Genomic DNA, 12,905 nt, shown 5'->3' on the forward strand with positions numbered 1-12,905 from the left:
TGCACGTGAAATCAGCGTGAAATAGTTCCAACCTCGCTGAGAAGTGGGGGCAGGCCGCGCATTTTCAACCTCAATTTTTCCAAGGGCCTGTCGATCTCCTCCTCGGGGATCAGGCGCCCCGGGCTGCCAGTTTTGCATCAGCCGCAATCAGTGAGTCGCCTGGCACATCAAGGGACGAACAATGGCTCAGGCTCGCGTACTGATCACGGACGACGATGACATGACCCTGGAGATGCTCGAAGCGGCATTACAGGATCGTTACCAGGTCACCCTGGCGCACAGTGGCAGAGAAGCCATCGACAAAGCGCACAAGGAGGCTTTCGATCTGATCGTGCTCGACGTCGACATGCCCGAGATGGATGGCTATGCCACTTGCACGGCACTCAAGTCGGACAGTGGTACGGCAGACATCCCTGTGTTGTTTCTGTCGGCCCGCGTCAACATCGAAGAACGCTTGCGTGGCTACCGAGTAGGGGGCACCGACTACCTGACCAAACCCTTCGATGTCATCGAACTGACGACCAAGATCGATCTCGCCGTAGAGCAACGGGTTCGCAACCAGTACCTCAACAGCCAGTTCGAAGAGGCCATGAACACGGTACTGACCACCGCCAACATGTATGGCGAAGTGGGTGTCGTGCTTGACCTTCAACGGCAACTGAGCAACTGCTACAACTACACCGACGTTGCCAACGCCTTCTTTGGCGCATTGAGCAAAATGGGCTTTGAGGGCTCGCTGCGACTGATGGGCCGCCAGGGCGTGGCCTCCCGCTCCGGCCAAGGCGAATGCACGGCTCTGGGCAACTCCATACTCGACCACATTGAAAAGAGCAGCGGCCCGAAGATCCAGGCCGTGGGCGACAACACCAGCTTCAACTACGGCAACGTGCTGATGCTGGTGCGCAACCTGCCCATGAATCCGCAAACCGGCCAATACCCTCAAGATGAACTCGATCGTCTGGCACGGGTGCGCGACAACGTGGCCTTGATGGCTGAGGGAATCGTCTCGCGCATGCGCGCACTGGATGTGGAACTGGAGAAGTCCAGTTTCGAACACACACAGAAGCTTGTGGCGGTCACGCGTGAGGCCCTGGTGGACATCTCGGCCCAGCAACATGCCAACCGCATGCACATGGGCCAGGTGTTCCAGCGCATGCATACAGAAGTAGAGCACTCGTTCATCCACCTCGGCCTGTCAGAGTCGCAGGAGGAGCACCTGTCCAACACGCTCAAGCGCTACATCAGCGAAGCCATGGGCGTCTTCGATCACAGCAACCAGATCGAAGCCCACCTCAACAAGTTGATTGAACGCCTCAATGGCTGAGCAAGCCAGATTGAAAGCAGTCAAAGGGACCGATGAGCCCCTGACGCTGGAGACCGTTCGCCAGCAGATTGACCAGTCCATCCTGCGCAACGTCAACATGACGATGCGCATCGGCGCGGCTGGCGGTGTGATGCTGGCGATCGGCCTGAGCCTGATGCCCAATCAGGAGCCACACATCCGTCATTTGCGGATGGCCAGTGGCGCTCTGTTTGCGGTCCTGGCCATCGCGGCCATGCTGATCAACCAGCGCTGGGGCCCCAGGGTCGCCGCCACCGCTTTCGCGATCTTCACCATGATCGTGAATTACGGGCTGGCTCTGGCATTGGGCACGGGCATCTCGTCTTCGGCTGGGGCTGTACCCGCTGCGCTCATCGTGGTGATGGGCTACGTGCACGGCCCCAAAGTGGGTGTTCTGGTAACACGGCTCTCCGTTGGCTGCGTGCTGGCCTTGCTCGCCGCGCAATGGTATGGCTTTATCCCCGGCATAGGCCCCACCAACACCCCGCCCGTGGCATCGTATGCCGTTGTGCTGATCATCGTCTTCATGGTGATCGACTCGACCATCACGCATTTCAGCCGCCTGTTCTGGAACGCCATGGCCACGATCGACAAGGCCCGCCAGGACCTGCAGGACAAGGTCGAGATGCAGGAGAAGACGCAGCGAGAGCTGGTCGACAGCAAGCAGCGCCTGGCCACCTTGCTGGACCACGCGCCCATGGCCGTGCTGATCTTCGACAAGGACACGGGGCGACTTCACTATGTGAACCATCACGCCCTGCAGGCCCATGGCGCCAAACGCACCAAGGACATTGGACGCCATCACCTGTTCACTGAAGACCCTTACACCCAGACCACATTTCTGGAGTACATCCACGCCACGCGAGACCACGGCGCACTGGAATTGCAATGGCGTACCGTCAAAAAAGATGGCGAATTCATCTGGTGGTCCGTCAAGCTCGACACCATCACGATTGACGACCAATCCTACGTCGTGGCGTTTGGGCATGACATCACCAAACGCCTGGAAGCCGAACAAGCGCTGATTGATCACCGTGCACACCTGGAAGAACAGGTCAAGGCCCGCACCGCAGAAGTGCTGGTCCAGCAACATCGACTGGAAACCGTGATCGAGGCCTTGCCTGTGAGCCTGACGATCAAGGACCGACAAGGCCGTTACCAGCTCAGCAACAAGGTCTTCGAGGAAGCCTCTGGTCTGAGCAAGGAGCTGCTGCTGGGCAACACGGCTGACGAGCTCTTCCCGCCCGCCATGGCCGAGCAGATCCGCGAGCACGATCACAATCTGCTCAATGGCACGGACATGGTCCGCTACGAGAACTCCCGCATGCGCCGCGACGGCAGTCGCCGCGATCATCTCGTGACCAAAGTACCCTTGCTCGATGCCTTTGGGCAGCCCGAGGCCATCCTCACCCTGGCCGTGGACATCACCGATCAGAAGACCATGCAGCGCGAGCTGGTCGACGCCAAGACAGAGGCCGAGCGACTGGCAAGGGTCAAGACCGAGTTCCTCGCCAACATGAGCCATGAAATCCGCACCCCGCTGCATGGCGTGCTGGGCCTGGCCCAGGTCGGCCAGAAATGCCCGCCTGGTGATCCTCAGGTTCAACAGATTCTGGAGCGCATCACCCGATCGGGGCGCCACCTGCTGGGCGTGATCAATGACATCCTCGATTTCTCCAAGATCGATGCGGGCAAGCTCACCATCGAAAAGTGCGCACTGGATCCGCGTCAACTGGCCGAGGATGCCGTGGCCATGGTGGAAGAACGCGCATCGACCAAGAGCCTGAGTCTCGATTTCCAGTGCGAAGGCGTGCCACCCGCCGTGATCGGCGACCCGCTGCGCATTCGTCAGATCCTGATCAACCTGCTGAGCAATGGCGTCAAATTCACCGAAAAAGGTGGCGTGACGCTCACCCTGTCGGCCAGCCACGGCAAGCTGTACTTCGCCATCAAGGACTCCGGCATCGGCATGCACCACGAGGCGCAGGAGCGGGTGTTCTCACCTTTCGAGCAGGCAGATGGTTCCACATCGCGCCGCTTTGGTGGCACCGGCCTGGGCCTGAGCATCAGCCGAAAGCTCGCCTTGTTGATGGGTGGCGACATCACACTCAACAGCGCCCTGGGAGAGGGCTCGACCTTCACCCTCGTGCTGCCGCTGGAAGAAGCCGATGCGACCAGCCTGCCTCATCCCGATGAGGGCCTGACCTCGCCGGCCAGCGCCGACATCGATACGCCTCGCCTGTCCGGCTTGCGCATCCTCGCCGCCGATGATGTGGACATCAACCGCGAGATACTGCTGGGCCTGCTGACCCAGCAGGAGGCAGAAGTTCATTGCGCTGAGAACGGCAAGCAGGCCCTGCAGATCCACAAGGAACAAGGTGCAGGCTATTTCGACATTGTGCTGATGGACGTGCAGATGCCCGTGATGAACGGCTTGCAGGCCACCGAACTGCTGCTGATGCGCGAGCCTGAATTGCCCATCGTGGCCTTGACGGCCCACGCCATGGCCGAAGAACGACAACGCTGCACGGACGCGGGCATGGTCGGCCACCTGGCCAAGCCCTTTGACGCCGACGACATGATCCGCCTGATCCTGCGACACAGCCGCAGCACACCCAAAGCGCCTGTTGCGGAGCCGCCACCCGTACCGCCCGTGCAACGGGAAGAAGCCTCCAGCAGCGCACAAGTAACACGCCAGGCTGATATGCCACCCGAAGCGGACCCCGGAGAGGCCGCGCTAGACATGGCCGGCGCCCTGAAGCGTTGCGGTGGTAAAGACGCGCTGCTGCGCAAGCTGATCACGCGATTCAGTGAAGAACAAGCGGATTTTGTGAGCCGTTGCCAGCAATTGCTCTCTGAAGACCCCGATCAGGCCAGGCGCGTGGCCCACATGCTCAAGGGCACTTCGGCCAACCTGGGACTGGAAGTGCTGTCGCGCCATGCCGGCGACCTGGAAAACGCCCTCATTGCGCAAGACACGCCCCTGGTCAGCCGCACGCTGATGACGCTCAACACAGCCCTGCAACAGCACATCACCCTGCTGAAACGGTGGCTGGCCGAACAGGTCCCGGCCTGAAGCTGCACGACATCGCATACAATCGCAAGTGACGGGCCTCCCCGCATGGGGGTGCGGCCAACCGGGTCAGGTCGGGAACGAAGCAGCCCTAACCGATTACCTTCAGTGCCGGGGTTCAGGCTCGTCACCCCAATTCCTGTTTTGATGCCCCCTGCGTCGCGGCCGGGACCGAACTTCCGCGAAGTTCGGGGCGCGTTCATCGCTCCACTCTCGCCCGCAACCCTGGCTCATGGCATCGACTCCGCTCCCTCCCGCATCCGCTCCCACCTCCGGTAATACCCAAGTCAGCATCGACCTGGGCGACCGCAGTTACGACATCCTGATCGGCGGCGGCCTGCTGGTGGCCGACACCTTTGCCGGCCTGCCCAAGTCGTCCAAGGCGCTGATCGTCACCAACACCACGGTGGGCCCGCTGTACACGGCCAAGCTTCGTGCCGCATTGGTGCCGCATCACAAGACCGTGCTGGACGTGGAACTGCCCGATGGCGAGCAGTACAAGGACTGGCCGGCCCTCAACCAGATCTTCACCAGGCTCCTGGAAGAAGCCGCCGACCGCAAGACCGTGCTGTACGCCTTGGGCGGCGGCGTGGTGGGCGACATGACCGGCTTTGCCGCCGCCTGCTACATGCGCGGCGTGCCCTTCGTGCAGGTGCCCACCACCTTGCTGGCCCAGGTCGATTCCAGCGTGGGCGGCAAAACGGCCATCAACCACCCGGCCGGCAAGAACATGATCGGGGCTTTCTACCAGCCCCAACGCGTGATCTGCGACCTCGACACGCTGGACACCCTGCCCCAGCGTGAACTGCTCGCCGGCCTGGCCGAAGTCATCAAGTACGGGCCTATCGCTGACGCCGAGTTCCTGAGCTGGCTCGAAGCGAACATGGACAAACTGCTGGCCCGCGACCGCGCCTCACTGATGCATGCCGTCAAGCGCTCGTGCGAGATCAAGGCCTGGGTTGTCGGTCAGGACGAAAAGGAATCCGGCCTGCGCGCCATCCTGAACTATGGCCACACCTTCGGTCACGCGATCGAAGCCGGCATGGGCTATGGCGCCTGGCTGCACGGCGAGGCCGTGGGTTGCGGCATGGTCATGGCCACGGATCTGTCAGCCCGACTGGGCCTGATCGATAAGGCCACCGCCCAACGCATCCGCACGCTGATCGAACGCACCGGGCTGCCCGTCAAGGGGCCGGACCTGGGGCCCGACCGCTACATCGAGCTGATGCAGGTCGACAAGAAGGCCGAAGGTGGCGAGATCAAGTTCGTGGTCGTGGGGCCGCTCGGCCAGGCCACCACACGGTCGGCACCAGACGCCCTGGTCCGCGACGTGATTGCCGCGCATACCCGCTGATCTACTTCTGAACAGAACAAACCGATGTGGTTAGCCCCTTACGCCAGTCAGCCTGAGCAAACAAGGGGGCGCCGCTTCCCCGAACCGCCCGCCCCCACGCGCAGCGACTTCCAGCGTGACCGCGACCGCATCGTGCACAGCACAGCGTTCCGGCGCCTGGTCTACAAGACCCAGGTCTTCCTCAACCACGAGGGCGATCTGTTTCGCACCCGCCTGACGCACTCGCTGGAGGTGGCGCAATTGGGGCGGTCCATCTCCCGCTCGCTGGGTTTCAACGAGGATGTGGTGGAAGCCATTGCGCTGGCCCATGATCTGGGCCACACCCCCTTTGGCCACGCGGGCCAGGACGCGCTCAACGAGTGCATGAAGGGGCACGGCGGCTTCGAGCACAACCTGCAATCGCTGCGCGTGGTGGACAAGCTCGAAGAGCGCTACCCCGGCTTCGACGGGCTCAACCTCAGTTTTGAAACCCGCGAAGGCATCCTCAAGCACTGTTCCAAAGTCCATGCCGAACTGCTGGAAACGCAAGAGCCCAACGGCGTGGGCCGCCGCTTTCTGGATGGCACCCAGCCCAGCCTGGAAGCCCAGTTGTGCAACCTCGCCGACGAGATTGCCTACAACGCCCACGACATCGACGATGGCGTGCGCTCCGGCCTGATCACCATCGAGCAACTGGAAGCCGTGCCCTTGTTCGTGCGCTTTCGCGACGAGACGCTCTCGGAGCACCCGCACGTCACGGGCAAACGCCTGCTGTTCGACACCATCCGCCGCATGCTGTCGCAACAGGTGTACGACGTGATCGACGCCACGCGCGCCAGGTTGGCCGAGCACATGCCGCTCACCGCCGATGAGGCCCGCAACTGCCCGCCGCTGGTGCGTTTCAGCCAGCCGATGCGAGAAGCCAGCACGCAACTCAAGCGCTTCCTGTTCAAGGAACTGTATCGTCACCCGCAGGTCAATGAGACCACCGCGAGGGCCAAGCTGGTGCTGATCGAACTTTTCAACGCCTACGTGGATCAACCTGAGTCGATGCCTGCGGATTTTGCGCGCCGCGACGACCTGCACCGCTCGGTCGCGGATTACATCGCCGGCATGACGGATCGTTTCGCAGTGCGGGAACACGAGCGCCTGACCGGGCGCAAGCTGTTCTGAACCCCGGACAAACCATGATGATCCCTACAATCAGCTGAATCGCGTCCGATACAAAGATCAGTTTCAGAGAGCACCATGGCGTTCACGTTCCCCTATCCGCATGCAAGCCGACTGGCCCTGGCTGCCGGTCTGGCCGTCTGTGCCCCGCTGGCACAGGCCGCCGTGCTGGATTTTGAAGACAAAGTTTGCGCCAGGAGCCAACCCATCTGCAACCTGGGTGATGTTTATCGCGCCAAAGGCTATGTCCTGAGCTATGCACCGGCGCCGGATGACGAACACCCCATCGGGTTTCATGTGGTGGGTCGCCAGTGGGCGCCCAATGTGGGTGGCAGCATCGCCATGCTGGCAAACAGTTGCAACGCCACCACCACGTTGGCCTCACAAGCCGGCAAGCCGTTTTCCGTGCTGACCATGGATCTGGCCGAAGCCAATGCAGACAGCCCTGCCCGCGTGACCTTCACCGGGCTCAAGACGGACGGCACGACCGTGCGGCTGGCTGTCAATCTGGACGGCAAGCCCGGATGGCAGCGCATCGTGCTGCCCGGAACGTTCTACAACCTGATTTCACTGCAGTGGGTCCAGGGCGACTGCGTCGACAACAAGTCGCACATGTTCGACAACATCCTGGTCATGCCAGGCATCTCGACGCGCTGAACTCGTTTCTCAGAACGTCAGCTCATAGCGCATGGTCACGCCATCGCGCTTGAAGCCCAGACGGTAGTTGTCGTAGCAGATTTCCGCACGGCGATTGAGGCGCAAGGCCCCTTGTTGCTGCATGGCCAGGCCCTGCACCTGACCGGAATCGGGCTCCCACTCGACGCGCAAATCCTTGAGTTGCTCGGACAGCAACTTGCCTACCAACCGCGCCAGCGTCGGCACAGCGGCTGCGCGAGGGCTGGAAGGAGGCTCCATGGCCTTGAGATGCGCCTGTACCGTACTGACCTGCTGTACCACTTCGGTGTCCGCATCTTCCGCGCGCGCAGTCACCATCATCGACATCAGTATCGACAACACCAGAATCAGTCGCACACGCATGGGGCTCTCCTGCATCGACTCGGTTTGAGCTTAGTACCTGAGATTGATTCTGCAATGGTGTGATCATGGGGTAAGCCTTCAGTAGCGCCTCGCCGGTGTCTCTATTTAGGTGTTGTCCCAGGCCCTGTTTCGGGGTTTGGCCCTCAAGTTCGACGCCACAATGCCGAGCACCTCTCCCACTCGGACTGCTCATGCCTCGCATTGCCCTGGTGATGATTGCACGCGACGAAGCGCGCTGCATCGTGCGCTGTCTGCGCAGTGTGCGTCCCTGGGTCGATGACATGATCGTGCTGGACACGGGTTCTACCGACCAGACCATTGCGCTGGCCCAGGCCGAAGGCGCTCAGGTTCACCACTTCACCTGGATCAACGATTTTGCGGCAGCGCGCAATGCCGCCCTGGCCTGCAGCGATGCAGACTGGAACCTGATCCTGGATGCCGACGAAACGCTGGACGAAGGCGGCCCTCTCATTGCCGCATTGCGCAGTCAGCAGCCTGACTTCATCGGCCGGATCGACGTACGCAGCAGCTACACCACGGATAGCCAGCAGCCCGCCCAGGCCGCATCCAGCTGGTTGCCCCGCGTGCTGCCCAAGGGCGTTCGTTATGAGGGACGTGTGCATGAGCAACCCGTGTCCACCCTGCCGCGCCAGGATCTGGCTGTGACCGTTGGGCACGACGGCTACATGCCCGCGCAGATGCTGTCCAAAGGCAGCCGCAACCAGTCCCTGCTCAAGCTGGCGGTGGCGGAGCGACCGCAGGATGCCTACCTGCACTATCAACTTGGCAAAGATGAAGAAGTGCACGACCGCTTCGACACGGCCTGGCAGGCCTACGCGCGTAGCCTGCAATTGCTGGGGCCACAAGCCAGGCGAGATCCCCCCTGGCGACATGACCTGATCCTGCGCAGCCTGTTCACATTGAAGGCCAAAGGGCAACTGGATGAAGCCATTCACCTGGCTGAAACCGAGATGCCAAACTGGCCTGATTCGCCAGATTTTTATTTCGTGCTCGGCGACGTGCTGCTGGACCTGGCCATGGCCCAGCCCGACCAGGCTGGCGACATCCTGCCCATGGTGGAAAACGCCTGGCGCCAGTGCCTGAGCATCGGCGAGAACCCCGCGCTGGAGGGCGCCGTGCATGGCCGAGGCAGCCACCTGGCTCGCCACAATCTGGACCTGCTGCTCGGCACCATGGCCGCGATCTGAAGGGGTCCAGCCTGCTCAGGCCGGGATTAATGCACTCTTCGCGCACCTGATTGGCGGATCGGCCCTGGGCGAAAAGCCCATCATGGCAGTATGAATGCACCTGCCACTTTCAATGCGCCCCCACCTGCCCTGATCGTGATCAGCGGTGGTGCGCCGGCCTCCACCAGCCACGAGCGCGCGGCCCGTGCGGCAGCACCCGCCCTGCAAAAGCTGCTGGCTGCCCTGCAACCCGCCGACCGCGTGCTGGAGCTGGGCTGTGGCCTCGGCGAACTCGCCCAGGCCTACAAGGCGCGCCATGGCGAATGCCACTGGGTAGGCGTCAGCAGCCATCCGGTGCAGCCTGGCCAGATGCATGCATCCGTCAACCAGACGCTGAGCGTGGACCTCCACGCCAACAGCATCCTGCACATTGGCGCCAGCTTCGACCTGATCATCGTCAACCGGCTGGAGCACCTGCCCAACGCCGCCCGCACGCTGGCCGAACTGGGCGAATTGCTGACGCCCGGCGGCAAACTGTTCGTGCTGGCCGAAAACCATGCCTGCCTGTCCGCCATGGCGCACCTCATCGAGGCTGACCCCTCCACCGGCATCGCCGCCCTGCCCGACGATCCGCTGGGCATGGACAAGGCTCACCCTCGCTTCCAGTCCCACTCCACCATCTTCAAACTGCTCCTGGACGCAGGTTGGACGCCATCGCTGGCGGACCACGTGCCCGAGCAAGGCGTGGACGACAAACTGGCCGCAGCCGTGCGCTACATGGGCGATGCACTGGGTGTCCCGCCCGGCTGCGCCGACCGCGTCCACCGCATGAAGCATTTCATCATCGGCTGTCAACGCCAGTTCGATGACGCCGTTGCGCCCTCTTCGCGTGCGTTGTTCGATGTGGTGGTGCCCACCACCAAGGAACAGCAACTGCGCGTCAACGTCGAACAATCGCCTGGCCTGCAAGAAGTACAAGCACGCATCATTTCCTACCGCCATGCGGCCACGCCAGCCGAAGCGCTCACCCAATCGCTGCAGCACGTTGGCAGCGACTGGGTGTTGCTGTGCCATCAGGACGTGTACTTTCCCAAGGGGTTTGGCCAGCGCCTCAACGCCCTGCTGTCCACCATCTCGGCCGAAGACCGCCCCAAGACACTGCTGGGCTTCATCGGCATGGGCGTCAACCGCCAGACCGAGCAGCCTGAAGCGGCCGGCTTTGTGATCGACCGCGTGAACTGTGCCGACCACGCTGAATCAGATGCCGTTGTGTCCATCGACGAGCTGGCCCTGGTCATTGCCAAAGACTCGCTGCATCAGATCGACCCCCACATCGGCTGGCACTTGTGGGCCACCGATCTGTGCCTGACCTCGATCTGCACCCACCGCGTGTTTCCGCGCATCGTGCGCATGCCCCTGTTCCACAACACGCAAAGTGGATGGCAGCTGCCCGAATCCTTCTACGACTCGGCGGAATACATCCTGCAAAAGCATTCGTCCTTCAGCACCATCCATTCGCTGTGTGGCGTCATCGATCAGGGCTTCGTGGCCCGACACCGGAGCACCAAGCCATGACCCAGATCACCACCCTCATCCCGGCCTACAAGAAGGAATTCCTGGGACCGCTGTTTCTGGCCCTGCGCCGCCAGAGCTTCAAGGACTTCAAGGTCATCATCTCGGACGACAGCCCGGGCGGCGTGATCACCGACATGATCCGCAACCGCCACTGGGGTGACCTGACCGCCGAGCTGAACATCACCGTGGTCCGTGGCCCGCAGAACGCGCGCCGCAACCACGAACAGTTGCTGGACCTGTGGGCAGGCCAGACCCCGCTGGTGCACTTCAACCTGGATGACGACCTCATCTACCCGGAGTTCTACCGCACCCACGTGGCCGCGCACATGGCGGCGCCCTGCTGTGCCTCCGTCAGCCAGCGATGGCTGAGCCATGACGACGGCGTGCCCGCCTGGACCCTGCCCCTGCCGGACTTCGTGCACGAGTGCAACGGCCACGTGCTGCAACCCACCACATCCGAGCTGTTCGACAGCACCGTGGGCACCTGCCAGAACTGGCTGGGCGAGTTGAGCAACATGGTGTTCTCGGCCGAGGGCGCGGCGATGTACCCACGCCCACCCACCAATGACCTGAGCTACTACGGTCTGCTGGATGTGGGCGCCTTGCTCAACGCCAGCCAGCACCTGCCCGTGACCTTCATCCGCGAGTACCTCGGCGTGTTCCGCCAGAACGATCAGCAAACCACCACAATCGGCACCCACAGCCACGGTGGCCGTGTGGGTTTCCTGGCCTGGGTGACCTATGCCCTGGCAGCATGGCGAGATGGCCACATCAGCCCCGAAACGGCCATTGGCGCCATCGGCAAGGCCACACAACGCATCGTGCACCACTTCCATGACGACACGGTCATGGCGGAATACTTCCACATGCTGGATACCCAGGCGGGCTCGCTGGACCAGCTCTACCTGGCCTACCGGACCTTCTGGCTGAAGCTGCTGGCCAGCAACCCAGGCACCAGCGCCGCCATGCCTGCACCCGCTGCCGCGGCTGGCAGCCGCAGCCCCCAAAGCGAGCTCGCCGACGCCACGATCTGAGCAGGACCCACGCGCATGAACACCAAGCCCCCCATCTATGTGACCCAGCCGGACTTGCCGCCGCTGGAGGAGTTCATGCCCTATCTCCAGCAGATCTGGGACAGCAAGATCCTCACCAATGGCGGGCCCTTCCACAAACAACTGGAAACCGAACTCGCCGAGTACCTGGGCGTCAACTACATCTCGCTGTTCACGAATGCCACGATCGCGCTTGTCACCGCCCTGCAATCGCTGCGCATCAGCGGCGAGGTCATCACGACGCCGTATTCGTTTGTGGCCACGGCCCATTCGCTGCTGTGGAACGGCATCAAACCCGTGTTCGCCGACATCGACCCGAACACCATGAACCTGGATCCGGCCAGCATCGAGGCTGCCATCACACCGCAGACCACGGCCATCATGCCGGTGCACTGCTATGGCCGCCCGTGCGACGTGGAAGCCATCCAGCGCATTGCCGACGACTACAACCTCAAGGTCATCTACGACGCAGCGCATGCCTTCGGCGTGAAGCAGCACGGCCAGAGCATCCTGCAACATGGCGACCTGTCCATACTGAGCTTCCACGCGACCAAGGCCTTCAACACATTCGAAGGCGGCGCGATCATCAGCCCGGATGCCCGTACCAAGCAACACATCGATCACCTCAAGAACTTCGGCTTCGTCAACGAAACGACCGTGGTGGCTACCGGCATCAACGGCAAGATGAGCGAGCTCAATGCCGCACTCGGCCTGCTGCAACTCAAGCACGTGGGCAAGGCCATTGCGCGCCGGCGGGAAATCGATGCGCTGTATCGCCAGTTGCTGACGGGCGTCAAAGGCATTCGCGTGCTGGAGCCGGCCGCCGACACGCAAGCCAATTACTCCTACTTCCCCATTCTGGTCGAGCCGGACTATCCGCTCAGCCGCGACGTGATCTACCAGCAGATGAAGGATGCCGGCATCTATGGCCGACGCTACTTCTACCCGCTGATCTCGGATTTCCCGATGTACCGCGGTCTGCCCTCGGCCCACGCCAGCAACCTGCCAGTGGCAAAAGCCACCTCGTCGAAAGTCATCTGCCTGCCTATCTACCCCGCGCTCAGCGACGAGGAGGTGGCCAGCGTAGCGGCCCTCATTCGCCATCCTCAACTGCCTCAGATCGCGCCTGCACCTG

Annotated in this window: 9 protein-coding genes, 1 other RNA gene and 1 pseudogene; 10 read left to right on the plus strand and 1 reads right to left on the minus strand. The window is 62.3% G+C overall.

The annotated features are described in order from the left end of the window. The first annotated feature begins 181 nt into the window (after nucleotides 1–181). The 6 genes from HY836_RS15725 to HY836_RS15750 all read left to right on the plus strand — a co-directional run bounded on the left by HY836_RS15725 (nucleotide 182) and on the right by HY836_RS15750 (nucleotide 7,575). Entirely contained in the window at nucleotides 182–1,324 is a 1,143-nt protein-coding gene (locus HY836_RS15725; RefSeq protein ID WP_290677806.1) for a response regulator, read from the plus strand. Continuing rightward, nucleotides 1,317–4,418 (plus strand): PAS domain S-box protein, encoded by a 3,102-nt coding sequence (locus HY836_RS15730; RefSeq protein WP_290677808.1) that lies wholly within the window; start codon nucleotides 1,317–1,319, stop codon nucleotides 4,416–4,418. Before HY836_RS15725 ends, HY836_RS15730 begins: the two co-directional genes overlap by 8 nt. 30 nt (nucleotides 4,419–4,448) lie before the next feature. Continuing rightward, an RNA gene (gene ffs, locus HY836_RS15735) (signal recognition particle sRNA small type) lies at nucleotides 4,449–4,547 on the plus strand. Between the two features lie 100 nt (nucleotides 4,548–4,647). Further along, nucleotides 4,648–5,769 (plus strand): 3-dehydroquinate synthase, encoded by a 1,122-nt coding sequence (gene aroB, locus HY836_RS15740; RefSeq protein ID WP_290677811.1) that lies wholly within the window; start codon nucleotides 4,648–4,650, stop codon nucleotides 5,767–5,769. A 24-nt stretch (nucleotides 5,770–5,793) separates the two neighbouring features. Further along, nucleotides 5,794–6,921, plus strand: coding sequence for a deoxyguanosinetriphosphate triphosphohydrolase (locus HY836_RS15745; protein ID WP_290677814.1), 1,128 nt, complete (start codon nucleotides 5,794–5,796; stop codon nucleotides 6,919–6,921). A 75-nt stretch (nucleotides 6,922–6,996) separates the two neighbouring features. Then, entirely contained in the window at nucleotides 6,997–7,575 is a 579-nt protein-coding gene (locus tag HY836_RS15750; RefSeq protein WP_290677817.1) for a hypothetical protein, read from the plus strand. A gap of 9 nt (nucleotides 7,576–7,584) precedes the next feature. Here HY836_RS15750 and HY836_RS15755 read toward each other — a convergent pair whose 3' ends face one another. Continuing rightward, nucleotides 7,585–7,956, minus strand: a complete 372-nt coding sequence (locus HY836_RS15755) for a hypothetical protein (protein ID WP_290677820.1) — start codon at nucleotides 7,954–7,956, stop codon at nucleotides 7,585–7,587. A 191-nt stretch (nucleotides 7,957–8,147) separates the two neighbouring features. On the opposite strand from HY836_RS15755, the gene HY836_RS15760 reads away from it, so the two are divergent. The 4 genes and pseudogenes from HY836_RS15760 to HY836_RS15775 form a co-directional block, all read left to right on the plus strand. Continuing rightward, on the plus strand, nucleotides 8,148–9,164 hold the full coding sequence (locus HY836_RS15760) for a glycosyltransferase (protein WP_290677823.1): 1,017 nt from the start codon (nucleotides 8,148–8,150) through the stop codon (nucleotides 9,162–9,164). Between the two features lie 90 nt (nucleotides 9,165–9,254). Next, nucleotides 9,255–10,718, plus strand: a complete 1,464-nt coding sequence (locus tag HY836_RS15765; RefSeq protein WP_290677826.1) for a methyltransferase domain-containing protein — start codon at nucleotides 9,255–9,257, stop codon at nucleotides 10,716–10,718. Next, nucleotides 10,715–11,752: a glycosyltransferase family A protein gene (locus HY836_RS15770; RefSeq protein WP_290677829.1), complete on the plus strand. Its 1,038-nt coding sequence runs from the start codon at nucleotides 10,715–10,717 to the stop codon at nucleotides 11,750–11,752. The genes HY836_RS15765 and HY836_RS15770 overlap by 4 nt, the downstream gene beginning before the upstream one ends. Nucleotides 11,753–11,767: 15 nt before the next feature. Continuing rightward, a pseudogene (locus tag HY836_RS15775) lies at nucleotides 11,768–12,868 on the plus strand (DegT/DnrJ/EryC1/StrS family aminotransferase); the annotation flags it as partial. Nucleotides 12,869–12,905 lie beyond the last annotated feature (37 nt).

This window comes from Aquabacterium sp. (assembly GCF_016234775.1).
Classification (GTDB): domain Bacteria; phylum Pseudomonadota; class Gammaproteobacteria; order Burkholderiales; family Burkholderiaceae_C; genus Aquabacterium.

Coding starts and splice junctions, on each gene's coding strand:
- HY836_RS15725 (WP_290677806.1), top strand. CDS start 182: ATGGCTCAGGCTCGCGTACTGATCACGGACGACGATGACATGACCCTG.
- HY836_RS15730 (WP_290677808.1), top strand. CDS start 1,317: ATGGCTGAGCAAGCCAGATTGAAAGCAGTCAAAGGGACCGATGAGCCC.
- aroB (WP_290677811.1), top strand. CDS start 4,648: ATGGCATCGACTCCGCTCCCTCCCGCATCCGCTCCCACCTCCGGTAAT.
- HY836_RS15745 (WP_290677814.1), top strand. CDS start 5,794: ATGTGGTTAGCCCCTTACGCCAGTCAGCCTGAGCAAACAAGGGGGCGC.
- HY836_RS15750 (WP_290677817.1), top strand. CDS start 6,997: ATGGCGTTCACGTTCCCCTATCCGCATGCAAGCCGACTGGCCCTGGCT.
- HY836_RS15755 (WP_290677820.1), bottom strand. CDS start 7,956: ATGCGTGTGCGACTGATTCTGGTGTTGTCGATACTGATGTCGATGATG.
- HY836_RS15760 (WP_290677823.1), top strand. CDS start 8,148: ATGCCTCGCATTGCCCTGGTGATGATTGCACGCGACGAAGCGCGCTGC.
- HY836_RS15765 (WP_290677826.1), top strand. CDS start 9,255: ATGAATGCACCTGCCACTTTCAATGCGCCCCCACCTGCCCTGATCGTG.
- HY836_RS15770 (WP_290677829.1), top strand. CDS start 10,715: ATGACCCAGATCACCACCCTCATCCCGGCCTACAAGAAGGAATTCCTG.